Raw genomic sequence first — 26,592 nt, 5'->3', positions numbered from 1 at the left:
GCGTGACGTACACCTTGTCCCTGGACCGGCGGGTACGGCTGGCGGAGGTCGAGTCGGCCGCCGCCGCGGCCGCCCCGGTCACCGTCGACGACGCCGTCCGCACCCGCGTGCAGCGCTCCCGCCGGACACTGGAGAAGTTCGTCGCCGACGAGCGGGTCATCTACGGCGTCAACACCAGCATGGGCGGATTCGTCAACTGGCTGATCCCGGTCACCCTGGCACGCCCGCTGCAGGAGAACCTGCTCAACGCCGTGGCGACCAATGTGGGCAACCACCTCGACGACGCCACGGTCCGCGCGATCATGATGTCGCGCATCGTGTCCCTGGCCCGCGGGAACTCGGCGATCTCGCTGGCCAACCTGGACAAGCTGATCGCGGTGCTGAACGCCGGGATCGTGCCCTGCGTGCCGGAGAAGGGTTCGCTGGGCACCAGCGGCGACCTCGGGCCGCTGGCCGCCATCGCACTGGTCTGCATAGGCCAGTGGCGGGCGCGGTTCGACGGGGAGGTCCTGCCCGGTGCCGAGGCATTGCGGCGGGCCGGCATCGAACCGATGGAGCTCAGCTTCAAGGAAGGGCTGGCCCTGATCAACGGCACGTCGGGCATGGTGGGCCTGGGCTGCCTGACCGTGGAACGGGCTCGGCGGCTGCTGCAGTCGTACCTGCTCGTGTCGGCCCTGTCGGTGGAGGCCCTCGGCGGCAAGCTGAAGCCGTTCGACCCGCGCGTGCACCGGCTCAAGCCCCACGCGGGGCAGCAAGTGGTCGCCGAGTTCCTGTGGAAGACGCTGGCCGACTCCCGCCTCGCCGTGGACGAACTGGACACCGAACACCTTCTCTCCCACGAGATGGGCGAACACGCCAAGGCGGGGTCGCAGTCGATCGAGGACGCCTATTCGGTCAGGTGCACCCCGCAGATCCTCGGGCCCGTCGTGGACAGCATCGCCGACGTCCAGCGCGTGGTGGAGGACGAACTGAACTCCTCCAACGACAATCCGCTGGTGGACCCCGACGAGGCCGAGGTCTTCCACAACGGGCACTTTCACGGCCAGTACGTGTCGATGGCGATGGACCACCTGGTGATCGCCCTGACCACGCTGATGAACCTCTCCAACCGCCGCATCGACCGCTTCTTGGACCCGAGCAACAGCAACGGACTTCCGGCTTTCCTGTGCCGGGAGGATCCGGGTCTGCGGCTGGGCCTGATGGGCGGCCAGTTCATGACCGCCTCACTGACCGCGGAGACCCGGGCGACGGCCATGCCCATGTCCATTCAGTCGCTGAGCTCGACGGCCGACTTCCAGGACATCGTCTCCTTCGGTTTCGTCGCCGCCCGACGGGCCAGGGACGTCCTGGACAACGTCGCCCATGTGGTCGCCTTCGAGCTGCTGTGCGCCTGCCAGGCGGCCGACATCCGGGGCCCCGAGGGTCTGTCGGCGGCGACCAGGCGGCTGTACGAACAGACCCGTGAGGTGGTCCCGTACCTGGACCGGGACGTAACGATCACCGACTACGTCGAGACGCTCGCGCGGCGGCTTGTCGCCCAGCCGGGTCTGGGCTGAGGCCGTGGCAGCCGTTACCCGCGGCCCAGCTCTGTCCGACGCGCTCGTGCGCCCGGCGCTGGCCGAGGAGATCCCCGGCGGCACCCGGGTCACGGTGCGCCTGCCGGTCGACATCGCCGCCGCACAGATGGCCGGGCACTACCCGGGCTTTCCGATCCTGCCCGGAGTGCTCGTGATCGACTGGGTGGACCAGACGGTCCGCTCGGCGCACGGCGCCGCACTACGGTTGTGCGGCATCGACCGGGCCCGCTTCTGCCGGCCCCTGTTCCCCGGCGACGAACTGCACCTGGCCGTGTCGGTGACCCGTGAGGGTGCCGGCCGACTCGCGGTGCGCGCCCGAGGCGTGTGCGCCCAGGGCCGCACGGCGGTGGAACTGTCCGCGACCTACGAACCGGTGACCGCCCGTGCTTGACCACAGCCAAGTGCGGGCACTGCTGCGCCAGCGACCGCCGATGCTCCTGCTCGACACCGTACGGGAGTTCGCGCCGCCTGCCGCCCTCGTGGCCACGAAGGCGGTCACCGCGGCCGAGGACTGCTACCGGGACCTGGAGGACGCATCAGGGATCGAGGACTTCGCGTATCCGCCGGCCCTGCTGCTGGAGTCCTTCGGCCAGGCGGCCAGCGTGCTGTGGTCGCTGGCCGGGCTGGGCCCGGTCGGCGAGGTCCCGCTGATGGCCGGCCTGCGCGACCTCGTCCTCGCCGCGCCGGTCGTGCCCGGGGACGTATTGGAGCACCAGGTGCGACTGCAGCACCACTCCGGCACGGTCGGCGAATTCACGGGCCGGACACAGGTGGCGGGCCGCACGGTGCTCACCGTGGGGTCCCTCCTGGTCGTCGCCCGCTCTGCCCCGAGCCTGTTTCCGAGCCCCGCCAGCAGTACAGCAACAGGAGGTTGACAGTTGAACGACATCGGCAACCCGGCAGCACGCATCCGCGCGATCGTGGCGGACGTGCTGGCACTGAGCCCGGACCAGATCGACGACAGCGCGGACTTCGTCGGCCGCTACGAGGCCGACTCGCTGAACCTGATCGAGATCGTCGCCCAGGTGGAGAAGACCTACCAGGTGATCCTGCCGCACGACGAACTGCCCCGGGCCTACACCGTCGACGCCCTCAGTGACCTACTGGCCCGGCACACGGTGTGACGTGCCGGGCCTGCTGATCTGAAGGCCCGGCCGCGACCGCCGCGCCTTCAGATCAGCACGGAACCCGCGTCGATGCGCCACTCCCGGTTGCGCCGGTTGTCCAGGTGGACGAACACACGGTGCAGCCACCGGTCGGATCCGTCGTAGCGGGGCGTGAAGGCACCGCGGCCGTGGACCACCAGCCGGTTGTCGAGGAACACCATCTCGCCCGGCTGCAGGGCCAGTTCGCAGCGCACCGAGTCCAGAGCCGCCCCGAGCCGGTCCAGGGCCGCGGCGCCCTCGTCGTCGAGCGCGGACGTCGCGTGGAAGTCCACCCGGATGTCCGGGTCGTCGAGATGGCCGGACAGCACCGGGTGCGGGCAGGAGTGGTCGGCCGCGCTGAAGGAGGGCGGCGCGCACGTCGTGAACCGTGACTCACGCAGGACGGCGACGTCCTTGTCGGCGAGCAGCGGCAGGGCGCGCCGGATCGACGCGATGTAGGTCCCCACACCCTCGCGCGCCGGACGCAGACACAGCAGCCCGATGTGGTCGGGGCGGTGAGGATGGAAGGCGTTCTCGGTGTGGAACTGCAGCGCGACGGAACCGCCGTTGCTCTGCGAGGTCTCCAGTGCCGGTACGGGCACGACGTTCTGCACCAGCGCTCCCCGCTTCTCGTCGCGGTAGGCGACGATCTCGCCGAGCTGCAGACCGACCAGCATCGAGATTGCTGCCGGCACGGTGGCGGCGGTCTCGGCCGACTGGGCGACGGTGGGGGTGGGGGGCAGCGCGCCGTGCGTCACCGGCAGACGACCGATCGCGAGAAGCCCGTCGGTTCCAGGGTCGTTGCGGTAGGACCGGATCGCCTCCAGCAGCCGGACGGGGAGGGCGCAACTCGTGGTGCGGGCGGCTGCGATCCAGTCGGGGTGGTCGACCGCGCCCGATGCCGTCGAGGAGAGCCGTTCGGCCAGGGCGGCGGTCTGTGCCGCCTCTTTGGGTGTCAACTGTATCCGGATGCCGTCCTGCCCGGTCTCGCTGCTCGTGGTGGTCGATCCTGCCGTCACGTCCGTCTTCCCCCTCGGGCCGGCCGGTGCCGCGTCCCGGGCGCCTGGCAGCCCGCCTTCGATGCGGCCGTGTGCGCCGCACCGGCGGATGTCTGTATCGGCTTTCCACTGTCCTGACTGGTCACCCGTACCTTCCAGGCACGGGACCGGCAAATCGGGGCGGCGGAATTGCCGCGCAGATGCCTGGTGCCGCACGAGGCGGGGGGCGATGCTTGCGTGCGCCGGTCGGATCGCGGCTCGGACAGCCGCGGCGGGTGCGCTGCGGGGCTGTGCCTTCGGGCCGGAGCCGCGGGGTGGGATGGGGCACGGTCCGGTGCTGGACGGTGTGCTGTCTTCCGTGGCCGGCGGCGGCTGTTCGGTGCCACCGGCGTACGGCCGCACGCAAGGACAAGCCGACCCGACCGCCTCGCAAGGACGTCACCGTGCCTCAATCACACTCCCGTTGGGCCCTGCTGAGAAGAGTGCACCTCCCTCCCGCCCTGGGCGGGACGGTCGCCCTGGTGCGGCTCCTGCCGCGGGTCAGCCGCGTCAAGACCGCCTGGGGTGTGGCGGGGATTCTGGCGGTGTCGGTGCTGCCCGTCGCCGTTGCGGTGGCGACAGGTCTGCTCATCGGCGCGGTGCCCAACGCCCTGCATGACGGGCTTTCCTCGCCCGCGGGCCGGCACATGCTGGCCCTGCTTGCCGCCACCGGGGTGCTGGTGGTGCTCCAGCAGTCCCTGCCGCCGCTGGTCAGCGCGCTGGGGGACACGCTGGGCCGGGACGCGGAGCGGTTCCTGCAGCAGGAGACCCTGGGCGCGGTGGGCCGTCCCGACCGCCTGGATCATCTCCTCGACCCCGGTGTGCTCGCGGCGCTGCAGGTGGTGCGTGGGCTCGGTGTCACGGACAACGGGCGTCCCGGCCAGGCCGTCGCCGCCCTCGTGTACGTGCTGCCGGCGTGGCTGCGGGCCCTGACGGGCGCCGCGGTCCTGCTCGCTTTCCACTGGTGGCTCGGCCTGCTGTGGCTCGTCGCCTGGCCGCTGGCGGTGCACTTCATGCAGCGTGAGTACTTCCGGGTGGGCGCGCTCGCCTTCGGTCAGAGCGCGGCGCTGCAGGAGGCCGAGTATCTGCGCGACCTCGCGCTGACCTCCGGCCCCGCCAAGGAACTGCGCCTGTGGGGCATGCTCGAATGGTTGACCTCCCGCTTCGAGAACAGATGGCGGACTGCCATGGAACCGGTGTGGCGCGAGCGCCGCCCGCGTGCGCGGACCGTCGCCGCGACCACCGGCATGCTCGGGGCCGTCAACGTGCTCTCCTACGGGCTGCTGGCGTGGGCTGCGGTCCACCACGACCTCGGCCTGGCAGGCCTGGCCGTGTTCACCCAGGCTCTGGCGCTCGCCAACAATTACACCGCCTTCGATGACCAGAACGCCCAACTGGCGTTCGCGGCGGCCGCGGTTCCCCCCGTCCTCGCCCTGCGCGACCACGCCTCCGGCCGTGAGCCGCAGGAAACGCCCGCGTCGCCGGACGGGCCGCGGCTCCGGAAAGCCGCGCCCGCGCCCGCCGGGGCGATCCGCTGCCACGGGGTCGCCCTGCGCTATCCGGGCGCCGAACGCGACGCACTGCGGCGCCTGGACCTCACGATCCCCGTCGGCCGGTCCCTCGCGATCGTCGGGGACAACGGAGCCGGCAAGAGCTCCATCGTGAAGCTCCTGTGCGCGCTGCACGAGCCGACCGCAGGCCGGATCGAGGTCGACGGCCAGGACCTCGGTGACCTGGACGTACAGGAATGGCGCCGCCACATCAGCGTGCTCTTCCAGGACTTCGCCCGGTACCACCTCAGCATCGCCGACAACATCACGCTCGGTGCACCGCACCGTGCCGACGACCGCGACCTGCTGCACCGTGCGGCCGAACGCGCCGGGATCCTGCCCCTGATCGAGTCGCTCTCCCACGGCTGGGACACGGTGGTGTCCCCCGAGTACTCCCACGGCACCGACCTGTCCGGCGGACAGTGGCAGCGCGTCGCCCTGGCCCGCGCCCTCTTCGCGGCACAGGCGGGCGCCCAGGTCCTCATCCTGGACGAACCCACCGCCGCCCTGGACATCCGGGCCGAAGCCGAGATCTACGACCGCTTCCTGGAACTCACCGACTCCCTGACCACGGTGCTGATCTCGCACCGGTTCTCCACCGTGCGCAGGGTGGACCGCATCGTGGTGCTGGACCAGGGCGAGGTCATCGAGGAAGGCAGTCATGACGACCTCATGGCGCTGGGCGGCAAGTACGCCCGGATGTTCACGGTTCAGGCGGAACGCTTCTCCGACGACGACCTGCCCCCTCCCGCCCCGGCGCGGGTGTCGCTGACGGCAACCGAGAACGACGCGGAGGCACGACGTGCGTGAGACCCTGCGATCCTATGTCGCACTGATGGGGATCGGCTTCCGCGCCGCCCCCTGGCACGCGTCCTGGCAACTGCTCACCGGAATCACTTTCGCGGTCTCGATCCCCGTCGGCGCGCTCGGCGCCAAGATCATCGTCGATGCGTCCGTCTCCGGCGACCTGGACCGCGGTCTGACCGCCGCCCTCATCCTCGGCGTCGCCTGCATCGGCGCACTGGCCTCGGTGTTCTACTACGTGCACTGCCTGTTCACCGTGCAGGAGCGCGCCGGAGCTGCAGCCGCAGCGGAACTGATGCGCCTGGTCGGGGGAACCGGCGGGCTCGCCCACCACGAGAACCCCGACTACCTCGACCAGATCCAGCGCATCCGCGAGGAGCAGGGCCAGCTGGCCGGCATGGTGAACGCGACCGCGGGCGTTCTGCGCGTGGCAGCCACGCTCACCGTGACCGCTGTCCTGCTCGTCGGCATCGACGCGCGGCTGCTGTTCCTTCCCCTGCTCACGCTGCCCTCCCTGTGGCTCGGCAAGATCCGCCGCGATCTGAGCACGCGGGCGCAGGAGGCGACCAGTGAGCCCGAACGGCTGCGCAGGCACCTGTTCGAACTGGGCACCTCGCCCGCCTACGGTGCCGAACTCCGCGTGTTCGGCCTCACCGCCCAGCTGGGAACCCGGCACGCAACCACTTCCCAGAAGGTCACCGCACACCGCAACCGGGCCGACTGGAAGGCCGCGGGGCTCGCCTCCCTCGACGGCGCGGTCAACGCCCTCGGATACATCGCCGCGATCACCCTCGTACTGCTGCGGGCCGTCGACGGCCAGGCGAGCGCGGGCGATGTGGTGCTGGTCGTCGGCCTCGCCGCGCAGATGAGCGCCACCGTGGGCACGGCGGTCGGCTACGGCACCTACTTCCTCCAGATCCTCACCGTCGGACGCCGCTTCATGTGGCTGCGCCGGTACGCTGCCGATGAGCATCGGGCGACTGCGGCCGCCCGGACCGGGGCAGTCCGGCCGCAAGGGGCCGACGAGGCGGCGCCCGGCGGGCCTCTCGCGGCACCGCGGCAGCTGAAGGACGGCATCACCCTTCGCGACGTGCACTTTCGCTACAGCGGCGGTGGCCGGACCCGTGAGGTGCTGCGCGGTGTGTCGCTCCATCTGCCGCCCGGCTGCGTGGTCGCCCTCGTCGGGGACAACGGGGCCGGGAAGTCGACCCTGGTCAAGATGTTGTGCGGGTTCTACCGGCCCGACACCGGATCGATTCTGGTCGACGGCGTCGACCTGACCGCGATAGACCCCGCGGCATGGCGCAGTCGGTGCGCGGGCGCGTTCCAGGACCACACCCGCCTGGAACTGACCGTACGCGAGAGCGTGGGTGTGGGCGACCTGCCCAGAATCGGCGACCGGGCCGCGGTGGAGGCGGCACTGGAGCGCGGCGGCGCCACCTCCGTGGTCGCCGATCTGCCGGAAGGGCTGGACACCCGGCTCGGCACTCGCTGGTCGAACGGCGTGGACCTCTCCGGCGGGCAGTGGCAGAAGCTCGCACTCGCCCGCGGCCTCATGCGCGAGAGGCCCCTGCTCCGCGTGTTCGACGAACCCACCGCGGCACTGGACGCGCACACCGAGCACGCCCTGTTCGAACGGTTCGCGGCCGCCGCCGGCGAGGCCCGCGGCCACGGCGGCGTCACCGTGCTGGTGTCCCACCGTTTCTCCACCGTCAGCATGGCCGACCTGATCATCGTCCTCGACGAGGGCCGGGTGGCCGAATCGGGCACCCACCGCGAGCTGATGGCACGGGGCGGAACCTACGCCGAGCTGTACGGGCTGCAGTCCAGGGGCTACCGGTGAGCGCACGGCGCACCTCACGGGGTACCGCCGCAGGCTGATCCAGTGACAAGCCCGCGGCCGACGTGTACGGGCACGGGCACGGGCAAAGCCGGCAGCCGAAAAGGGGAGGGGCCGGGCACGCATCCCGCGCTCGGCCCCTCCCCTTTCGATGCCGCTCACACGGCTGCGGGCCAGTCGTCCGGATCGTCGCCGTGGACGTGCACCAGGGCCAGGACGATGCGCTCCAGACCGAAGGCGGCGCAACTGCTGTGCGCCCAGCCGCCGTCGGGCGAGCCGATGGCGAAACGCTCCCCCAGATGGTCCTTGTGCAGGTTGACCGAGGCGATCGCGGTTCCCGCGTCGCCCGGGCGGACCGGGGCCACGAACTCGTACTTCAGGCTCTGCTCGATCTGGCTGGAGCGCATGAAGTCGGCACCGGGCCCGAAGAACGGGTCACTTGCCTCCTGGACCCGCACCGCGACACCGAGACCGGCGAACAGAGCGCGGCAGCGCTCGGTCCACTCATCACGCCAGGCCAGAGCCGCCTCCTCGGTGCCCACGACGACGAACTCGCGCATCCGGAACGAGCGGAACCGGCCCACTTCGCTGGTCGCCTCGTGCCGGTAACAGGTGCCGGCGACATCGAAGTGGCGCGGACTGTCGGGCATGGTGTCGGCGAGCGAGGGATAGACGCTGTAGCAGACGGCGGGGGCGAGCACGGTGTCGGTCGGCACACGGCCCTCCCTCCCCGTCGCGGAGCTCCCGTCGGTGCTGGGCGGCAGTGCGTGCACGGTCCCCAGGAGATGCGGGAACGAGTCGGTGTACTGAGCACGTTCGATCGGGCCGCGCGGGACCACCGGGGCGTGCCAGGACGGGCCGGCCGTGCCGGTCGGATGGATCCGGGTCAGGGCGCCCTGCACCGCGGCGAGCGCGGACTCGAACTTCGCGGTGAAGCCGAGCACTCCGGCGGCCGCGGTGGGCAGCAGCCAGTCCGCGCGCACGAGCCGGTCCAGAGCACCGCCCGCGCCCTCCCGTCCCCCGGCGGCCTCGTCCTGGGCGCTCACCCTGGCGTGCATGGTCATAGCTCATCAGCTCCTTCGACTAGGGTCGCGGCGGCTCACGCCCGACGGCCGGGCGGCCGCGCGGATCAGGACAGCGCCAGAGTCGACGCAAGGTCGCCAAGCCGGTCCGGCAGGGTGTCCTCGGCGGCCGCGGCGAGCAGGCGCAGGTAGCCGTCGGCGACGGCACGGGCCGCGGCGGCGGTGAACAGCGACGTGTTGTACTTCAGGACGACGGCCGTGACGGTCCCGCGCCGGGACACCTGCAGCGTCAGGTCGAACTGGCCCTGCTGCTGCGCCAGCGGATACACCCGGGCGCCGTGGCCCGCCGGCAGCACCTCACCCGTCAGCTCGGCCACGTCCTCCTCGGCCAGCACGCACAACACGCTGACCAGACCCGCACGGTCCGCTTGCCGTGGCCGCTCCGTCAGCTGCGGCATCAGGGCGAAGGAATACTTGCTGTGCACCAGCCCGGACCACACTTCGGCACCCGTGCGCTCCAGCAGGTCGGCGAAGGAGTCGTCCGCCTCGACACGCGCGGGGAACGGCAGCGTGTTGACGTAATGGCCCGTCGCCGAACGGAACCGCGCCCCCGGGCGCACCGCCACGGGGTAGCCGATCAGCCGCACGCGCTCCCCGGTCAGCGAGTACAGCAGCAGTTGGAAGGCACCGAACAGGACGGTGAACGAGGTCGTTCCCGTCCGGGCGGCGAGCGCGGTGACGCGGGTCATCAGCTCGGCCGGGACCTCAGTCTCGATCTCGTCGCCGGTGAACCGGTAGATGCTCGGCCGCGGCAGGTCGCCGACAAGCGGCGGATCGCTGGGTACGCTGCCGAGCACCTTGTGCCAGTGGCGCCGCGCCAACTCGCCCCGCGGCGACCGTAGGAAGTCCTGCTCGAGCCGCACGAAGCGGGCGTAGTCCGCGCCCGCGTCCTGCCCGCCCGTCTCGGACGGCGCCCCGACGAAGCAGGCGGGCCGGGCATCGGTGCTGTGCCCGTAGGCGGTCAGCAGGTCACGCCACAGCCTGAGGTGAGAGACGTTGTCCAGCACGATGTGATGACCGGTGACCACGAGCACATCACCGTCGTCCGCGGAGAGCAGCGAGATGCGCACCGGCGCCTCGCGATCCAGCCGGAAGGGACGCCGGGAAGCCTCCAGCACGGCCGTCCGCACCGCGTCCCCGCTTCGGACACCGAGGACACGGCGTGCCTCGAACACCGAGGCATACGGTGCGGCGGCGCCCGGCAGTCGGCGAAGACCTGCTCGCGTGGAGCGGAAGAGGCAGTTCAGCATGGTGTTGCCGGAGACGACGCTCAATGCCGCCGCTTCGAGTGCACCGACGTCGACGTCGAAGTCCAGGCTCAGTGCCCCGCAGACGTTGTAGGCGCTGCTGTCGGGCGCGAGCGCATGCAGGAACCACAGGGCCTCCTGTCCGACGCTCAAAGCACAACCGTTCGATGCTGGTGAATTGCTGCCGTCCATCAGCGAGGAATGCTCCTGGTCCAGTCGTGTCCGCGCGGTGTGCGGACCCGTCCTGCCTCAGTAGCGCACGAAGGTGCGTGCCGGAGCCAGGTAGCGCGGCGGCAACTCGGTTGCCTGCGGGCTGTCTTCCGCAAGGACGGTGACGCGGTACAGGGACCGGCTCTCTGCGCCGCCCGGCGGCTCTCAAGCACCCTGCCGCGGCGGCAAGTTGCCGCGCCTCCTGCCTGTTGTACGGATCCGGTGCTGCCTACGCTGGCCGCTCGTCGGGACGGCGGGCGCGCCGGCGGTTCGCGGGCTAGGAGCGACCGACAAGTGCCGGTTCCGCAGACGTTCGCAACCGGGTCCGCTCGCGTCGGCTGCGGGGCGACGGCAGTCAGCCCCCTCACGCACACCTGGAAGGCCTGCCATGGACCTGAGTCTGTTCTTCTTCGCCAACACCGCGGCCGAGACCGCCGACAGCGCCGCCGGCTGCTACGACCTGCTCCTGGAAAGCGCCCGCTTCGCGGACCGCAACGGATTCGCCGCCGTGTGGACTCCCGAGCGCCACTTCCATGCGTTCGGCGGCCAGTACCCCAATCCCTCGGTGCTCGGCGCGGCGCTCGCCACGACCACCTCGCGCATCGCGATCCGCGCCGGCAGCGTGGTCGCGCCGCTGCACGACCCGGTTCGCATCGCCGAGGAGTGGTCCGTGGTGGACAACCTGTCCCGCGGACGGGCTGGGGTGTCGTTCGCCTCGGGCTGGCAGCCCGTGGACTTCACTCTGCGCCCGCACGCGTACGCGGACCGCAAGAAGCTGATGGCCGAGGCGGTGGACACGGTGCGCTCGCTGTGGCGCGGGGAGGAACTGGCTCTGAGCGGTCCGGACGGCGCCGATCACAAGGTGCGGGTCTTCCCCCGTCCGGTGCAGCCGGAGGTGCCGGTCTGGATCACCGCCGCCGGTCATATCGACACGTTCCGCACGGCCGGGCGGCTCGGAGCGGGCCTGCTCACGCACATGCTCGGCCAGGACCACGCTGCCCTGGCGCGCAACATCGGCGCCTACCGCGAGGAGTTCGCCGCCTGCCACGGCGAGGACGCCCGGGGGCACGTCTCCGTGATGGCCCACACCCTGACGGGGCCCTCGCGGGAGTCCGTGCGCTCGCAGGTGCGCGCACCGCTGCGGGAGTACCTGCGCAGCTCCCTCGACCTGCTCATGCGGTCGGGCGGGGGCCCGGCGGCGGCCGGAGCACCGCTGACGCTCTCCGCACAGGACGAGGAGTTCCTGCTGGACCGCGCCTTCGACCGGTACTTCGACACCGCTGGAGTCTTCGGGCCGGTCACCGAGGCGGTGGCGGCCGCCCGCTCGATCGAGGAGGCCGGCGCGGACGAGGTCGCCTGCCTGATCGACTTCGGGGTGCCCGCGCAGGAGGTGCTGCAGGCGCTGCCCTCGCTGGCCGAGGTCGCCCGGCACCTCGCCGACCCCCGTCCCTGACCCGCCCGCGCCGCCGGTCGCGACCCCCAGCCGCTTGCCTGCGGCAAATGCCCGACCGGACAGTTGCCGGTCGGGCTGCCTGGCCCTGGACGCGGAGGCGAAGCCACGCTTTCGGACGGACTGCCGACCGGGGTCGGCCCGCGGCGGTCGACTGCCCCATCCGTAGCTGCGAGGTGCGATGACCGGAGCGGAAGTCCTGGAGACAGCGGCCCAGGCCGCCCGTCTGCCATGTCATGTGATCGAACGCATGGTGTGCGAGATATGGAGTGACCACTTCGGCCACCCGGTGCGTCCGGACGACGACTTCTACGATCTGGGCGGTGACTCTCTCACCCTGCTGGAAGTCGTCGTGGCGGCACAGGAACGAGGCATAGCCCTGCGCAGCTCTGTGGCGATGCGCAACACCACGCCGGCCCGCCTGGCCGAGAGCCTGACCGTCGCGGCGCCCGCGACGCAGGGTCCCCCCGCACAGCCCCACCCCGCGCTGCTGCCGTCGGCAACCGAGGTGCTCGGCATGGATGCCGCGGCCTGGACCGAAGCTGACACCCGGCTTGCACCGGTCGGCGCGACAGACGGCACGCAGCCGCTGTACGTCGTGCATTCGGACAGCCACGTCCAGGCGGAACGCCAGGCACTTGCCGACTGGGCGGACGGGCTGTCCGTGCGGGCGCTGGTGCTGCCCGGCCACCACGGCCCGATACCGCCCTACGGTGACGTCGGTGCCGTGGCGGACCGGTACGCCGAAGCCGTGCGCGCCGATCAGCCCGGCGGGGCCTACCGGCTCGCCGGTTTCGGCCAAGGGGCTGTCGTCGCGTTCGAGACGGCCCGTCGGCTGCGCGCCGCGGGCGGGCACGTGCATTCGCTGGCCCTGATCGACCCCGCTCCCCTCGGCGCCACCGAAGGGCGGCCGGACCTCGGCCATCTGCTGCACGACCGTCTGACGCTGCTCGGGCGGCGCTTCGCGCTCGCGGGGGACGAGACGCCTGCGGCCGTCCTTGCCGGCATGCACGAAGCGGGCTGGTACGACGACGGAGTACAGCCCCAGGACCTGCCGCGCCTGCAACTGGCCTGGGCCCGCCTCGCGCAGACCCTGTCACGCTACGAGCCCGCCGGTTACGACGGCCCCGCCCTGCTCGTTCAGGACGTGCTCCGCCTGCCCGCAGCCGAGAAGACCTGGCGACCGGCGGTGCGCGACCTGCGCGTCGTCGGGCTCGACCATCGCGTCGCCTCGCCCCTGGCCCTTCTGCGGGACAGGGACGCGGCGACTGCCGTACGGGAGGCGTGCACCGCATGAGCGGCACCGGACCACATATCGGAGGAGCGGTCGGCGGCCGCTGGATCGCGCGTCCCCGGGCGTCCGCCGAAGCCCGGCTGCGGATGATCTGCTTCCCGCATGTCGGCGCCGGCGGCGCGGCCTTCAACGGCTGGCTCAGCGCTCTGCCCGAGGAGGCCGAACTATGCGCGGTGCGCCTGCCCGGGCGGGAGAACCGCATAGCCGAACCGCTCTCCGAGGACTGGCGCCTTCTTCTCGCCGACCTCCAGGAGGCGCTGCTTCCGCTCCTGGACCGGCCGTTCGTGCTCGTCGGTCACTGCTCGGGCAGCGTGATGGCCTACGAACTGGCGCGGCGCCTGCGCGACGCGGGGCACCGCGAACCGGACATGCTCGTGCTCTCCTCCACAGAAGCACCCGCCCTGCGCCGGATCGACGATCCGCTGCACCTGCTGCCCACGCGCGAACTGCTCGACCGAGTTGTCGAGTTCGGCGGGATGGTGAAGGAAGTCCTCGACGACCCGGACCTCATGGCCATGTTCGAGCGGATCCTGCGGGCGGACTACCGGGTGATCGAGCGGCTGGAGTATTCGGCGGGCCCGCCGCTGGACATCCCCGTCACCGTCGTCGGAGGCCGCCACGACCCGTTCGTGAGTCACCAGGCCATGGCCGCCTGGGCCGCCGAGACGACAAGGGAGTTCTGCTTGCACCTGCTCGACGCCGGTCACTACGTCCTCAATGACGCCGGCCGGACCGTGGCCGACACGGTGCGCCACCTTCTGGAAGGCGGAACCGGACAGTGAGCGCTCCCGCCTTCTTCACCCTCCCTGCGGCATGGGACCGCCAGGAGCCCAGCCTCCCGCCCGCGTCCGAACCGTGGGCCGAGGTCCCGTTCGGCGACGTCGCCGCGGCCCTGGACGCACTGGCGGCCGACGCCCGCACACGACCGCCCGTAACCCTGCTTGCCGCCCACCTCAAAGTCCTCGACATGCTCACCGAAGAACCCCTGGTACGCACGGAGGTGCTGCAGGCGCCTGGTTCCGGGGCAGGAGACCTGAGCATGCGGCCCGGCCTGTGGACCACCTGGCGGGACGGCGTGTCCCGCACGGGGCGCGCGATGGCAGACCTGCCCGCCCGCACCGAGTCCGGCGCCGCGCAGACGCACCGCCGCGAGCGGGTGCTGTTCGCCCTGGACGACACCGCGGCAGCGCACGCGGCGCAACACTACGAGACGGGCCCCTACGGCCTGCTCGTCCTTGCGGGGACCGACCGGCTGGTGCTGCGGGCGAGAGGCGGCACACTGCCCGCCGAGCGCCTGGAGCGGCTCGCGGCGATGTACCGCAGAGTGCTGGAGGAGATGACAGCCCGACCCGACGGCGACGCACGGGCGGCCTGCCTGCCACGGGCGGAACTGAACCGGGTGCTCACCGACTGGGGCACCGGCCCAATGGCTGGCAGTCCCCCGCACACGGTCGTCGACCTCTTCGAGGAGCAGGCCGCCAGGACGCCGCACGCACCGGCCGTCCGGGTCGACGGTGCCGTCCTGACCTACCGCGAGCTGGACCGCCGCTCACTGCGGATCGCCCACCACCTCCAGCTCCGGGGGGCCGGGTTCGGCACCCCTGTGGGCGTGTGCCTCAGACGCTCGGCCGACCTGCTGCCGGCCCTGCTCGGAGTGTGGCGGGCCGGCGCACCGTACCTTCCCCTCGACCTGAGCCTTCCTCCGCAGCGGCTGGGCCGGATGATCGCCGGCGCCGGCTGCGAGCTGGTGATCACACGGGCGGAGCACGCGTCGCTCCTCGGGGAGGGCCAGGCCCTCGGTCTGGTGCTCCTCGACGAACACGCGGCGGCCCTCGACGCGGCGCCCGAGACGCCCACCGGGATCCGGCTCCGTCCAGCGGACCCGGCCTACGTGATCTACACCTCGGGCTCCACCGGGACGCCCAAGGGTGTGCTGGTCCACCACGGCGGCCTCATCAACTACCTGCTGTGGACCGTGCGGGAGTATGCCGCCAGAGGAACGGGAGGCTCCCCCTTCTTCACCTCGATCTCCTTCGACCTGCAGGTTCCGAGCCTGTACGCACCGCTGCTGAGCGGACAGTGCGTGGACCTGCTGCCCGATCCGCTGCCGACGGCCGACCTCGGCGCCCTTCTCGCGGCCGGAGCCCCCTACAGCTTCGTCAAGCTGACTCCCGGTCACCTCAACCTGCTCAGCCTGGACCTCGAGGCCGAGCAGGCACACGGCCTGGCCGGGCTCGTCATCGCCGCGGGCGACTCCTTTCCCTCCGCACTCGCCCGGCGGTGGAAGGAACTGGCCGGTCCGCGGGGAACAGCGGTGGCCACGGAGTACGGCCCCACCGAGATCACCGTGGGCAACTCCGGTCAGGTCATCGACGCACCGGACGGCGAAGGACTCATCCCCCTCGGCGCGCCCATCCCCAACACCACCATGTATGTGCTCGACGAACGTCTGGAGCCGGTCCCCGAAGGCATCGCGGGCGAGGTGTGCGTCGGCGGTGCCGGAGTCGCCCATGGATACCTGGGCGACTCCGCGCTGACCGCGGAGCGGTTCGTGCCGGACCCCTGGGGCCCGCCGGGAGCGCGCCTGTACCGCACCGGGGACCGGGCACGCTGGAGCGCGGGCCGGCTGGAGTTCCTGGGCCGCACCGACCACCAGCTCAAGATCCGGGGCCACAGGGTGGAGATCGGCGAGGTCCGCGAGACCCTGCGCCGGCACCCGGACATCAGCGAGGCGGTGGTGGTCCCCCACGAGCGGCCGCCCGGTCCCGCACGCCTCGCCGCGTTCGTCGTGCCCGCCCCGGACCGGCCGCTCGACGTGCCCCGCCTGCGCACCGACCTCGCCGACGAACTGCCCGAGTACATGATCCCGTCGGTCATCGTCGCCATCGACGACGTACCCCTGACCGCCAACGGGAAGGTCGACGCCCGCCTGCTGACCGGCATGGTGTGAGAACCGCCCTTCCCGCCCGAATCCAACGCACGCAGCGAGAACACAGAGAGGCGCACCGGTGAGCGAGACCGCCCAGGCCCAGGAGTACCAGGTCGTGGTCAACGACGAGGAGCAGTACTCGATCTGGGAGGCGCGGCGTGCCCTCCCCGAGGGCTGGCACGCGCAGGGGTTCCGCGGCACCAGGCAGCAGTGCCTGACCCACATCGCCGAGGTGTGGACCGACCTGCGACCGTTGAGCGCCCGACCCGGCGCCGCCGCGACGACGACCGGCGAGGCCACCCGATGACCCCGTCAGCCACGGGGACCCCACGTCCCACCTCCCGTCCCGTGATAGGGCGTGCACAGCGCACCCGGCCACTGGAGCTGTCCGCCGGCCAACAGCAGATGTGGGTGCTGCACCAACTCGACCCGCGAAGTCCCGCCTACACCATGACGTGGGCAATGCGCCTGGCCGGACGGCTGGAACCCGAGGCCGTGCGGTGGTCCTGGGAACAGGTCGTCGAACGCCACGAGATCCTGCGCACCCGGTACACCCAGGACGGCGACGCGCCGACGCAGATCATCGACCCGCCCGCGTTCTCCGGGCCGCGCACCGTCGACATCAGCCGACTGCCGTCGGCGCTGCGCGAGGACAGGGCCAGGCAGATCGCCGAGTGGGAGGCACTGCGGCCCTTCGACCTGACGACGGAGCATCCCCTGCGCGTCACCCTCGTGGTGCTCGGCCCCGATCTGCACGTGCTGGTGATCCACCTGCACCACATCGCCTGCGACGGCCCGTCCTACCACCGCCTGGCAGCCGAGTTCGGCGCCCTGTACGCTGCGCGCACCGAGGGCCGGGCACCCGGCCTGCCCCCGCTGGACGTTCAGTACGCCGACTACGCCGTCTGGGAGAACACCGCCCGCAGGGACGGAACACTGCGCCCGCAACTGGCCTACTGGGCCAGGACACTGGGCGGTCTCCAGGAGCTGCCCCTGCCGCTGGACCGTCCCCGGCCGGCCGCGCCCACCGGGCAGGGGGGAAGCGTCGACATCGCGATCGGCGCCGAGACCGCCGCAGGGGTCCGGGCGCTGGCGGCCGCACATCGCGCATCGCCCTTCATGGTGCTGCTGGCGGCCTACCAGGCATTGCTCGCCGGCATCTGCGGGACCGACGACGTGGCGGTGGGCGTGCCGGTGTCCGCTCGCACGGTCCCCGAACTGGACGAGTTGGTCGGCTACACGATCAACACCGTCGTCATACGCGGCGAACACCATGACGGAGACACCTTCGCCCAGCTCCTGCAACGGGTCAGAGAACGCTTCCTGGACGCCCTCGACCACCGTGCCGTGCCCTTCAAATGGGTGGTCGACGAGGTGAACCCGGTACGCGACACCTCCCGCAACCCGCTGTTCCAGGTGTGCTTCGACATGAACGCGGCCGCGCAGGACGCGGTCCGCCTGCCGGGCCTGGACATCGACCTGCTGCACCTGACCAGCCCGGCACCGGCCAAGTTCGACCTCAACCTCCACATCGAGGAGACCGGCGCAGGGCGATGGCACGGCAGGTTGGACTTCGCCGCCGAAGTGATCGACCAGGAAACGGCGCGGCACTGGGCCGACTGCTACACGCGTCTGCTGGAAGCGGTTCTCCGCGCCCCGCAGGAAGCACTGGTGAAGGTGCACGACCGACTGGGCACCGCCGACGGCCGCCCGCGGCCCGACGGTCGGCTCGCGAACCCGTTGACGCCTGCCGCGGCGCCCGCCGGATCCGGCAACGGCCGTGACATCCTCCTCGGCCGTATCCGCCAGGCGTGGTGCGAAGTCCTGGACACCGACCACGTGGACGTACACGACAACTTCTTCGACGTGGGCGGCGACTCGCTGCGTGCCATCGCGCTGGCCGGACGGCTCAGGGCACAGGGCCTGACCGTCTCTTCCACCGATGTCTTCACATACCAAACGGTCGAGGAGCTGGCCGGCTTCTGCGCGGACGGCCCGGAGGGCCCCACCGCGCCACAGCCCGCCGCCCCCGAAGGAGTGGCCCCGTTCGCCCTGCTTCGCCCCGACGACCGCGCCGCGCTGCCGCCGGACGTGGTGGACGCCTACCCCGTCACCGCGATGCAGCTGGGCATGCTCGCCGAACTTCAGTCGCAGCCGGATGTGAACACCTACCAGGACACGACCTCCTACCGGATACACGGCGACAGCGACTTCGACGACGCCGCGCTCCAGGAAGCCGCCCAGCTCGTGGTGAACCGCCACGAGGTCCTGCGCACCAGCTTCGACCTGAACAGCTACTCCGAGCCCCTCCAACTGGTCCACACCGACGCGAAGATCACGGTGCGCTCGAGCGACCACGGCGATCTGGGCCCGCAAGGCTGGGCGCCCCGCATGCGGGCCCACGCGGCAGTGGAGCGCAAGGAGTTGATGGACATCTCCCGCGCCCCGCTGATCCGGGTGCACGCCCACACGGCGACGGACTCGCCCGACTGGTGGATGACGATCGCGGAGTCCCATCCGATCCTGGAAGGATGGAGCTTCCACACGCTGCTGATGGAGATCCTCCTCGCCTACCGCGACATCCGCGCCGGAAAGGTGCCCGCCGAGCCAGAACCGGCACCCCTGCGCTTCGCCGACTACGTGGTCGCGGAACTGGCTGCCGGGAACTCGCCCGACCATCGCGACTACTGGCGCACCGTCCTCGACGGCCGCAGCGATGTCTCCCTGCCCGCAGTGTGGCAGGACGACCCGCAGGCACCCCGGGAGCGCTACTTCGTCGCGCTGGACTTCCACGACCTCGAAGCCGACCTGCGTCGGCTCGCCTCGCAGACCCGCACATCGATGAAGGCGGTCCTGCTCGCCGCCCACCTGACGGTCATGCGCAGAGTCGCCCGCTCGGAGAAGTTCTTCACCGGACTGGTCTGCGACGCGCGCCCGGAGACGGCCGGCGCCGAGCGGGTGCTGGGCAACTACCTCAACACGGTCCCAATTGCCATGCCGGAAGGCACGCGCACCTGGGGTGAGCTGGTCACCGCGGTCTACGACACCCTGACGGAACTGTGGCCGCACCGGGTCGTGCCGATTCAGATCATCCAACAGGACCACGGCGCGGGCCGGCTGCTGGAGGTGTTCTTCAACTATCTGGACTTCCACCAGGTCGACCAGAACCTCGTCGAGTGGAAGGAGACCTTCACCGACAGCGAGAACGAGTTCGCCCTGCACGTCTACACCATCAGCGGGCAGCTGCGGCTGAACACCACCAACCACTCCCTGAGCAAAGAGGCGGCTCACCGGCTCAGCCACCTGTACCGGGACGTGCTGCAGGAGATGGCCCTGGGACCGGACGGAGACACCGACGCCGCGTCCCTGCCGCCGCGCGAGGCGGAACCAGCCCGCGAACCGGTCGGCCGACGCGAACCGAGCACAGCCACGCAGACCGTTGCCGGCGCCTTCGCACGCGGCGTGCGCGAACGGCCGAGCGCAGTGGCCCTGCAGCAGGGCAGCACGTCACTGACGTACGCGCAACTCGACGACGAGGCCGAGCGGATCGCCCGCAGACTGCGGCAGGCAGGTGTCGGGACGGGCGACCTGGTCGCCGTCGTGCCGGGCCACACCCCGGCAACCCTAGCCGCGCTGCTGGCCGTCTGGCAGGCCGGCGCCGCCTGGGTGCTGGGGTACTCGGCACACGAGGACGACGACCACCGACACCACCCTGTGCCGACGGTGTCCGCGATCGTGGTCCCCTCGGCCGCACAGGCCAAGGGCGTCGCAACCGGCACGGTCCCGGTGATCACGGCGAACCCCGGCGAGAAGACCGACGACCCGGCCGACCAGCCACAGCAGCAGCACGTTGACCCGCGCGGCACTGCCCTACCCCGGCCGCAGGACACGGCCTGCGTCGTACGCACCGGCGAAGGCGCCGACACCTTCTGGGCGGTCTTCACCCACCAGGCGCTGGCAGCCGCGCTGGACAGCGACCGCACAGCACTGGAGGAATCGGCCGGACCGGCACCGCACGGGGCGGGCTGGCTGGCGGCGAGCGCCCTGCCCACCTGGCAGACAGTGAGCGAACTCCTGCTCCCCCTGGTGTGCGCGGGATCGGTCGTCCTCACCCGCCACGCGCTGCCCGACTCCCTCCCCGAGATCAGGCAGTTGCTGACCTCGGGAACTGTGACACAACTGCGCACAACGTCCCTGGTGGCCGAGGCACTCCACGCGGGCGGACCCGCGCCCGCGGGCATCACCGAGTCCATCGGCGGGGCCCACCGCGGGCCAGGCCGGCCTGTCGCCCCGGGCAAAGGCGTGCGACTGATACTCGCGGAGGCCGTCGACGCGCTGCCCGGGTGGGTGACCTTCCAGGGCAGACCACTGCCCGGCCGTCCCCTGCAACTGCTGGACAGCCGACTGCTCCCGGCGCCCGTCGGAGTGGCCGCGGAACTCTGCGTCGGCGGTCCGGGGCTGCCGGACAGCTTCTACGGCGATCCGGCCGCCACGGCCGCCCGTCTCGTCCCGGACGCCTTCGGTGACAGCGGCGCCAGGCTGCTGCGTACCGGGCAGCTCGCCCGGTACGCCGCCGACGGGACGGTGGAACTGCTGGGACCGATCGACCAACCCGCAGGCGCGCACGGCGACGCGGTCGAGACCTATCGCATCCGGGAACTGCTCGACGCCCAGCCCCTGGTCCGCGACAGCGTCGTAGTGCGGCATTCCGACCCGGAGGGTCGGGTGCGGACGACCGGGTATGTGCGCACGGTGCCCGAATCCCCCGGCACGGCCGACCAGGTGTGGCGCGGCCTGGCCGCCCGGCGGCTGGCCCGCCACCTCGTACCGGACACCCTGGTGGAGGTCGACGGCTGGCCCCTCACGACCGATGGCGCCGTCGCACTGGACCGCCTCCCCGCACCCGCCGACCGTCCGCAGACGGGGGACCCGCAGGAAAAGGACTGGGACGACACCTTCCAGGCACTGATCACCGAGGCGCTGTCCGACCACGCGCCCGGGACGGAGATCAGGCCCGATCAGCCGCTCGCCGACGTGGGACTCGACTCGCTCAGGACCATCCGACTGCTCCTGGCACTGGAGAACGCCTACGACATCACCATCACCGACGAGGTACCTGTCATCGACATGTTCCGGACCCCGCGCACGCTGTGGGCAGAGGTGTCCCGACTGCGGCAACGCACGCCGTGACACGAGCGGGCCGGGGCTACGGGGTGTCCAGCACTCCCCCAGCCCCGGCCCCCTCTGTGATCCCGCCGATGCCCCGTCCGTCCGGCGGGCACGGACGTCGTCCCCGGCCCTCTGCCTGGGAAGGGGCGGCGTCGGCTGTGCAAGTGCGGCACGGAAGCACTCGAACACCCCATCAGGGCATCGGCGTTGTCCTCTGCCGCTCATGGACACAGACCACGGCGGCCCGTGCCGCCGGACCGCCGTGCCCACGCGATGCGGACGCCGTGAGCTGCTCCTGGCCGCCGAGGCATCCGCCACGGCGCCCCCCACGACAGAAGCTCATCGAGTGGTTCGCAGGGCATCCGCCGCGGACGGCATTGCACCCAGCAGCCGGCCGAGTACGACAGCCACCCCGTCCTCGTCGTTGGCTGGAGCCATCTCGTCGGCGACGGCCTGGAGATCCGGATGACCGTTGGCCATGGCAACCCCGTGGCCGGCCCATCGGAGCATGGGTATGTCGTTGGGCATGTCGCCGAAGGCGACCACCTCCCGCGGGCCCGCGCCGAGCATCTCGCAGACCCGGGACAGCCCGGTCGCCTTGTCAAAACCGGCCGGCAGGAGTTCGACGATCCTGGGACCGGCATGCGTCACCGTCAGTCCAGGCCCGCAGACCAGACGGGCCTCGGCTGCCAGCTCGCCGTCGGACAGGCCGTCATGGCGCAGGAGCACCTTGTCGACCGGATCGCTGAACAAATGCTCCTCCCCTACGAGGCGGAAGGAGGCCTGCTCGCGCTCCCCTCCCCGGCTGAACCCGGGCGCGACGAGGAACTCGCTGCCCAGTCCGGAGGTGACCACGGCCAGACGCAGCCTTCCGACCCGCCGGGCCAGCCGGGCCAGGAACTCCCGCGCGGCATCCGGGTCCAACTCGGCCTGGGACAAGAGGACACCGCGGTCCACGTCGTAGATCTGAGCGCCCTGACCGCAGACGGCAAGGCCCCGGTAGCCCAGCGTCCGGAAGAAGGAACCGCACCCCGAGGCGGGCCGGCCCGTGACAATGACGTGCAGGACTCCCCTCCCGGCCAGCCGTCGCAGCATGCCCCGTGTCGCCGCCGAGACCGTCAGATCACTGCGCAGAAGCGTGCCGTCCAGATCTGTCGCGACCACACCGGCCCCGGCGGCCCGACGCATCACGCGGCCCGCTCGCCGGGCAGGACAGCGACCGCCGCACGGCGCGCCGGCCCACCGTCTACGCGAACCGGGTCGCGGCGTTCCAGGGGCAGGGAAGGCCATCGCGACAGGTGTCGGCCGCGGCGGCAATGACGTCCGCGCGGCCGACCGTCGGCACTCTCGCGCTCCTCGCTCCCCCCGCCGCTCCGTGACGGGTGCGAGGTGCATTCACGGCTTCCGCCAAGGGATTTCATCGATGTCTGCTCCGAAGGCCAGGCGTTGGGACGGGAAGCAAGGGTGGCCGACGCCTCGGATTCTGTGAAGGCCCGATATCCGTGGGCCGTCTTTCAGTGCAGGCCGCCGCCCTTCGCCGCCGGCGACTCGGCGAAAAGTCGGCGGCCTGGTGCCGAGGTGGAGCCCGGAACTACAAACCTCGAGAGTGGCCTCCCGGCGCGAACTTACTCGGTGGACACTTTCTCACCGGAGACCGCTGGATATACTCCCGGACGATCAACTCGCTCTTACGCGGCCCAGGGTGGGCATTTCCGTGCACCCGCGGGAGACAGGAGGACCCGATGAGCTCCGCTCTTGATCCCCACATACCGGAGTGCAAGACCTTCTCCCCGGCGCTGCGCAACACCGCCCCCACCGCCAAAGTGGCTGTCATCGGTGCAGGCTGGTACGGGTGCCACATCGCCGAAGAACTACGGTCGGACGGTCACGACGTGCATGTCTTCGAGTCGCAGCCGGATGTCTTCGGCGGCGCATCCGGACACACGCAGAACCGCCTGCACCTGGGCTACCATTACGCCCGCTCCGCAGTGACACGCCGTCAGGCGAGTGAGGGATATCGGTATTTCAAAAAGGCCTACCCGACACTGAGCAGAGCGGTCACCGACAACATCTACGCGGTACCCCGTGACGACTCGCTGCTGGACCCGGAAACCTATCTGCAGGTGATGCGAGCATCACAGCTGCCCATCGAATTGGTGGACTCCACGGCATTCGGCCTGGCACCCTCCACCACCGCATTCCGCGTTACGGAGGAACTGCTGTGCACGCAGAGTGCAAAGCGGCTGTTCGGTGCATCGCTACGGCCCCATTTGCGCCTGGGAACCCCGGCCGAATCCGTCGAGGAGGCCCACGGCATACTCCGTCTCAACGGCGAACCGTTCGACGTCGCAGTGGACTGCACCTGGGGAGCGTGGGAAGCCGGCGGGCAGGGCATGTGGCCGGATCTGCACTTCGAGCCCTGTGTGACCTTCGTCTACGAGTCGCAGTTGCACGAGTTCGCGCTGACGCTGGTCGACGGCGCGTTCTTCTCTGTCTACCCCTTCGAGGACGGCCTGCACACCCTCACCTCCGTCACCCACACCCCCCTGGGCCGGTGCCGGTCCCACGACGAAGCCCGCCGGACCATCGCCCGGCAGAACACCGACTCCCTGGAGCGCACCCGCCGGGCCATGGAGAAAGACGTCGCCCGCTACTGGCCTTCGTTCCTCGACAACTTCCGCCACGTCGACGCCTTCTTCTCGGTGAAGACGAAGATGCGCTCGGTGAGCGACGCCCGAGTCGTCTCGGTCCGTCGCTCGGGCAGCCGCATCTCGGTCTTCGCGGGAAAGGTCAACACCATCTTCACCGCTGCCGACCTGGTCAGGCAGGAACTCCATACCGCCGTAGGGAGAAATCAGTGGGCCTCCTTGTGACCGGAGCCGCCTCGATGGTTGCCGTCGAGTTCATCAGCCTTCTGGCGAACCGGCGCCCCGCTGAGACGGTCGCCACGGTGGGCCGCTCCGCCGAATCGACCTACCAGGCTGACCTCGGCCACCCCGAATCGGTAGACACCCTCACAGCCCATCTCCCGCAATTCGACCGCCTGTTGCTGTGCCACGGACTACTGCAGGACACACCCCTGGCCCAGCAGTCCGGCGCCCAGATGACCCTGTCCATGACGGTCAACCTGCTGTCCACGGTCCGGCTGATCGAGCACGCACTGCAGGCCAACCCCCGCATGCGCATCGCCGTACTCGGATCGGAATCCGGGATCAAGGGCTCCTACGACGACACCTACGCCCTGGCCAAAGCCGCCCTGCACGCCTACGTGGGCTGGCGCCGCACCGGCCCCGAGCAGCAACTCGTGTGCATCGCACCCTCCATGATCGCCGACACCGGAATGACCACACGCCGCCGCGACCAGGACCGCGTGACCCAGCGCGGCACACAGCACCCCAAAGGCCGCCTCCTGCATTCCGCAGAGGTGGCAGGCCTCCTCCACCATGCCCTCTACGAAGACCAGGGATACCTGACCAACGCAGTGATCCCCCTCCACGGCGGCAAATTCGCCAGCAACCCGCCCCACTCATGACCGGTGACCTCCCCACCGCAGAGCGGTTCACTGCGTGGCCATGCTGCTCGATCAGCAATCGGTCCTGCTGGGCGTCTTCCCCGGGACCTCGGCGCCGCAACCCCACGATGGACGTGGCTGACGTTCGCATGGCGATCGCGCCGTAGTGACGCAGAATCTCCGCGTCAGGTGTGGCGCCCAGGCAGGCAGGGACGGATACGTTGAGGTGCCGTGCCGCTCCGAACAGGGACGATTCGCTGCCGATGTGGGTAGCCCGTCTCCGGGTCGAACAGCGCGGTGTCCCGCTGTATACCGCCCGTGTCACGTGCGCCGTAGATGATCAGGCCGCCCTCCCAGTTGACCTCGGTCAACTGCCGGGCGAGCGCAGTCCCGAGCGCCCAGGATCCGGCGCTCGAGGCCCACCTGCGCAACCAGCGGCGATGCGGGCGACCGCCGCCGGGCTGGTTCGGAAACCGCGTGGCATCGGAGGAACGGCCTGGGCCATGATGTGCGATGTTGTCCACACAGAGGCGGTTGCCGACTTGACGCTGTCCCCGGCCGCGCAGGCCATCCTCGACCGATGTGCCCGCGACGACGCCCCAGGGGTGTCGTGGCAGTGGGAGTCCATGGCCGCCGAGGCCGTGCTCCGGCACGGCGGCCCGGCGGACGCGGAGGCGCTCCTCCCGCTGTTCCTCTCGGCGCCCGTCGCGCACGATGCGCTGGTGCCGGTCCTTGCCCGTCACGGTGACCGGCGGCTGGCCGCGCGCCTGCTGGAGGCGACGGTCGAGGGAGGCCGACTGCGCGACGACGTGCCGTCCGTCGTGCTCCAGGCCGTGGGCCGTCTGGGGTACGCCCCGGCCGTGCCCCTGCTGTGGGAACACGTCGACGGCTCGCACTACGTGTCGAGGGACGCGTGCCTCGGTCTGCTGCACCTGCCGTGCGAGGAACTGCGGAGTGAGATCGGCGAGGCGCTGGAGAAGTACGAAGGGGCCGCCCTGTTCCCCGAGTTCCTTCCCGTCCTCGCCCCGAAGACCGAAGACCCTGCATGGCTGGACCGGCTCGTCGCATGGGGTGAGGACCACGCCTCGGTCGACTGCAACGGCGGTCTGATCCTGGGGATCTCCCTGCACGGCGACCGTGGGCGGGCCGCTTTCACCCGCCTGCTGTGGAAGGATCGTTGGGAAGCCTGCGGCACCTCCACCGGATCAGCGCTGTGGACGTACGCGGGGACGCGCGTGCTGGGTATCGGTCTGCCGCAGCTGTACGCCGACCTGCGGGCACGGTTGCGCGCCGACGCCGACCCGGACGTGCAGTGGGACGCCCTCCAGTCGTTCATCACGCTGCTGCGGCTTCGTTGCGCAGACGTCTGGACCGGCGTGGCGGCGGCCGAAGCCCATGCCGAGAACCTCGACGCGCTCTACAGCGTGCTGTTCTCGCCGACGCCCGACGACGGGGACACGCTCACCGAGCTCGCCGACCGCGTCTTCGGCAGCGGCGATCCCCTGTCGGACGAGGTCCGGCATCTGGAGGACACGCTCCGCGCGGCGGCGGTGCACGAGTGGTCGTTTCGCGCGGTCACCTCACGTTGACACGCACCCGTTCGTGGGCTCTGGTGACGCGGATGTCAGCGCACCTTCGCGGCTTCTGAGCTTTCAGCGCTCCGGATCAGAAACGCCGCCCAGTCGGCGGGCGAGATCCGGCCGTCGACCAACAGCAGGAGACTCCTGGTAGACGGCGAGTTGATTAC

The 26,592-nt window shown here is 70.9% G+C and carries 19 protein-coding genes; 15 read left to right on the top strand and 4 right to left on the bottom strand.

Translation table 11 applies throughout. From position 1 onward, the window contains the following. Positions 1-2 precede the first annotated feature (2 nt). From ACFYR0_RS22415 to ACFYR0_RS22400, 4 genes are read left to right on the top strand one after another with little or no spacing between them, the layout of a single operon-like run. Positions 3-1,556, top strand: coding sequence for a phenylalanine aminomutase (D-beta-phenylalanine forming) (locus tag ACFYR0_RS22415; RefSeq protein WP_389330711.1), 1,554 nt, complete (start codon positions 3-5; stop codon positions 1,554-1,556). Positions 1,557-1,560: 4 nt separating this feature from the next. Next, entirely contained in the window at positions 1,561-1,968 is a 408-nt protein-coding gene (locus ACFYR0_RS22410; RefSeq protein ID WP_389330708.1) for a 3-hydroxyacyl-ACP dehydratase FabZ family protein, read from the top strand. Further along, positions 1,961-2,452, top strand: coding sequence for a 3-hydroxyacyl-ACP dehydratase FabZ family protein (locus tag ACFYR0_RS22405; protein WP_389330705.1), 492 nt, complete (start codon positions 1,961-1,963; stop codon positions 2,450-2,452). Before ACFYR0_RS22410 ends, ACFYR0_RS22405 begins: the two co-directional genes overlap by 8 nt. A gap of 3 nt (positions 2,453-2,455) precedes the next feature. Beyond that, positions 2,456-2,701, top strand: coding sequence for an acyl carrier protein (locus ACFYR0_RS22400; protein ID WP_386382100.1), 246 nt, complete (start codon positions 2,456-2,458; stop codon positions 2,699-2,701). Positions 2,702-2,748: 47 nt separating this feature from the next. Here the strand turns inward: ACFYR0_RS22400 and ACFYR0_RS22395 are convergent, their stop codons facing one another. Then, positions 2,749-3,741 carry a TauD/TfdA family dioxygenase gene (locus tag ACFYR0_RS22395; RefSeq protein WP_389330701.1) on the bottom strand — a complete coding sequence of 331 codons (993 nt, stop codon included), beginning with the start codon at positions 3,739-3,741 and terminating at the stop codon, positions 2,749-2,751. Positions 3,742-4,163: 422 nt separating this feature from the next. Here ACFYR0_RS22395 and ACFYR0_RS22390 point away from each other — a divergent pair, with 422 nt between their 5' ends. Next, on the top strand, positions 4,164-6,119 hold the full coding sequence (locus ACFYR0_RS22390; protein WP_389330698.1) for an ABC transporter ATP-binding protein: 1,956 nt from the start codon (positions 4,164-4,166) through the stop codon (positions 6,117-6,119). Beyond that, a complete protein-coding gene (locus ACFYR0_RS22385; RefSeq protein ID WP_389330695.1) occupies positions 6,112-7,956 on the top strand; it encodes an ABC transporter ATP-binding protein in 1,845 nt (614 codons plus the stop codon). Before ACFYR0_RS22390 ends, ACFYR0_RS22385 begins: the two co-directional genes overlap by 8 nt. 155 nt (positions 7,957-8,111) lie before the next feature. On the opposite strand, the gene ACFYR0_RS22380 is transcribed toward ACFYR0_RS22385, so the two are convergent. Both ACFYR0_RS22380 and ACFYR0_RS22375 read right to left on the bottom strand, forming a co-directional pair. Next, a complete protein-coding gene (locus ACFYR0_RS22380) occupies positions 8,112-9,017 on the bottom strand; it encodes an aminoacyl--tRNA ligase-related protein (protein ID WP_389330692.1) in 906 nt (301 codons plus the stop codon). A gap of 65 nt (positions 9,018-9,082) precedes the next feature. Next, complete coding sequence (locus ACFYR0_RS22375) at positions 9,083-10,435, bottom strand: condensation domain-containing protein (RefSeq protein WP_389330689.1); 1,353 nt, start codon at positions 10,433-10,435, stop codon at positions 9,083-9,085. A gap of 445 nt (positions 10,436-10,880) precedes the next feature. Here ACFYR0_RS22375 and ACFYR0_RS22370 point away from each other — a divergent pair, with 445 nt between their 5' ends. From ACFYR0_RS22370 to ACFYR0_RS22345, 6 genes are all read left to right on the top strand, one after another. Continuing rightward, positions 10,881-11,945 (top strand): MupA/Atu3671 family FMN-dependent luciferase-like monooxygenase, encoded by a 1,065-nt coding sequence (locus ACFYR0_RS22370; RefSeq protein WP_389330686.1) that lies wholly within the window; start codon positions 10,881-10,883, stop codon positions 11,943-11,945. A 178-nt stretch (positions 11,946-12,123) separates the two neighbouring features. Beyond that, a complete protein-coding gene (locus tag ACFYR0_RS22365; RefSeq protein ID WP_389330683.1) occupies positions 12,124-13,239 on the top strand; it encodes a thioesterase domain-containing protein in 1,116 nt (371 codons plus the stop codon). Further along, positions 13,236-14,018 carry a thioesterase II family protein gene (locus ACFYR0_RS22360; RefSeq protein WP_389330680.1) on the top strand — a complete coding sequence of 261 codons (783 nt, stop codon included), beginning with the start codon at positions 13,236-13,238 and terminating at the stop codon, positions 14,016-14,018. The genes ACFYR0_RS22365 and ACFYR0_RS22360 overlap by 4 nt, the downstream gene beginning before the upstream one ends. Next, entirely contained in the window at positions 14,015-16,186 is a 2,172-nt protein-coding gene (locus tag ACFYR0_RS22355) for an amino acid adenylation domain-containing protein (protein WP_389330677.1), read from the top strand. The genes ACFYR0_RS22360 and ACFYR0_RS22355 overlap by 4 nt, the downstream gene beginning before the upstream one ends. A 58-nt stretch (positions 16,187-16,244) precedes the next feature. Continuing rightward, the gene (locus ACFYR0_RS22350) at positions 16,245-16,472 is read left to right on the top strand and encodes an MbtH family protein (RefSeq protein ID WP_389330674.1); all 228 of its coding nucleotides are present in this window, start codon (positions 16,245-16,247) and stop codon (positions 16,470-16,472) included. A 41-nt stretch (positions 16,473-16,513) separates the two neighbouring features. Further along, positions 16,514-21,355: a condensation domain-containing protein gene (locus ACFYR0_RS22345; protein ID WP_389330672.1), complete on the top strand. Its 4,842-nt coding sequence runs from the start codon at positions 16,514-16,516 to the stop codon at positions 21,353-21,355. A 318-nt stretch (positions 21,356-21,673) separates the two neighbouring features. Here the strand turns inward: ACFYR0_RS22345 and ACFYR0_RS22340 are convergent, their stop codons facing one another. Further along, positions 21,674-22,498 (bottom strand): HAD family hydrolase, encoded by an 825-nt coding sequence (locus tag ACFYR0_RS22340; protein ID WP_389330669.1) that lies wholly within the window; start codon positions 22,496-22,498, stop codon positions 21,674-21,676. A 578-nt stretch (positions 22,499-23,076) separates the two neighbouring features. Here ACFYR0_RS22340 and ACFYR0_RS22335 point away from each other — a divergent pair. The 3 genes from ACFYR0_RS22335 (at position 23,077) to ACFYR0_RS22325 (ending at position 26,434) form a co-directional block, all read left to right on the top strand. Further along, on the top strand, positions 23,077-24,207 hold the full coding sequence (locus ACFYR0_RS22335; RefSeq protein WP_389330666.1) for an FAD-dependent oxidoreductase: 1,131 nt from the start codon (positions 23,077-23,079) through the stop codon (positions 24,205-24,207). A 14-nt stretch (positions 24,208-24,221) separates the two neighbouring features. Beyond that, positions 24,222-24,866: an SDR family oxidoreductase gene (locus ACFYR0_RS22330; protein WP_389330663.1), complete on the top strand. Its 645-nt coding sequence runs from the start codon at positions 24,222-24,224 to the stop codon at positions 24,864-24,866. Between the two features lie 521 nt (positions 24,867-25,387). Next, on the top strand, positions 25,388-26,434 hold the full coding sequence (locus ACFYR0_RS22325; protein ID WP_389330660.1) for a hypothetical protein: 1,047 nt from the start codon (positions 25,388-25,390) through the stop codon (positions 26,432-26,434). The last annotated feature ends 158 nt before the right edge of the window (positions 26,435-26,592 follow it).

The organism is Streptomyces sp. NPDC005017 (genome assembly GCF_042873115.1).
In the GTDB taxonomy this organism is placed as follows: domain Bacteria; phylum Actinomycetota; class Actinomycetes; order Streptomycetales; family Streptomycetaceae; genus Streptomyces.
Note: the sequence above shows the minus strand (reverse complement) of the source record. Positions and strands in the feature narration are given on the sequence as shown.

What these genes read in the sequence shown, in the direction of transcription:
- ACFYR0_RS22330 (WP_389330663.1), top strand. Translation starts at nt 24,222, where the DNA reads ATGGTTGCCGTCGAGTTCATCAGCCTTCTGGCGAACCGGCGCCCCGCT.
- ACFYR0_RS22335 (WP_389330666.1), top strand. Translation starts at nt 23,077, where the DNA reads ATGAGCTCCGCTCTTGATCCCCACATACCGGAGTGCAAGACCTTCTCC.
- ACFYR0_RS22380 (WP_389330692.1), bottom strand. Translation starts at nt 9,017, where the DNA reads ATGACCATGCACGCCAGGGTGAGCGCCCAGGACGAGGCCGCCGGGGGA.
- ACFYR0_RS22365 (WP_389330683.1), top strand. Translation starts at nt 12,124, where the DNA reads ATGACCGGAGCGGAAGTCCTGGAGACAGCGGCCCAGGCCGCCCGTCTG.
- ACFYR0_RS22370 (WP_389330686.1), top strand. Translation starts at nt 10,881, where the DNA reads ATGGACCTGAGTCTGTTCTTCTTCGCCAACACCGCGGCCGAGACCGCC.
- ACFYR0_RS22360 (WP_389330680.1), top strand. Translation starts at nt 13,236, where the DNA reads ATGAGCGGCACCGGACCACATATCGGAGGAGCGGTCGGCGGCCGCTGG.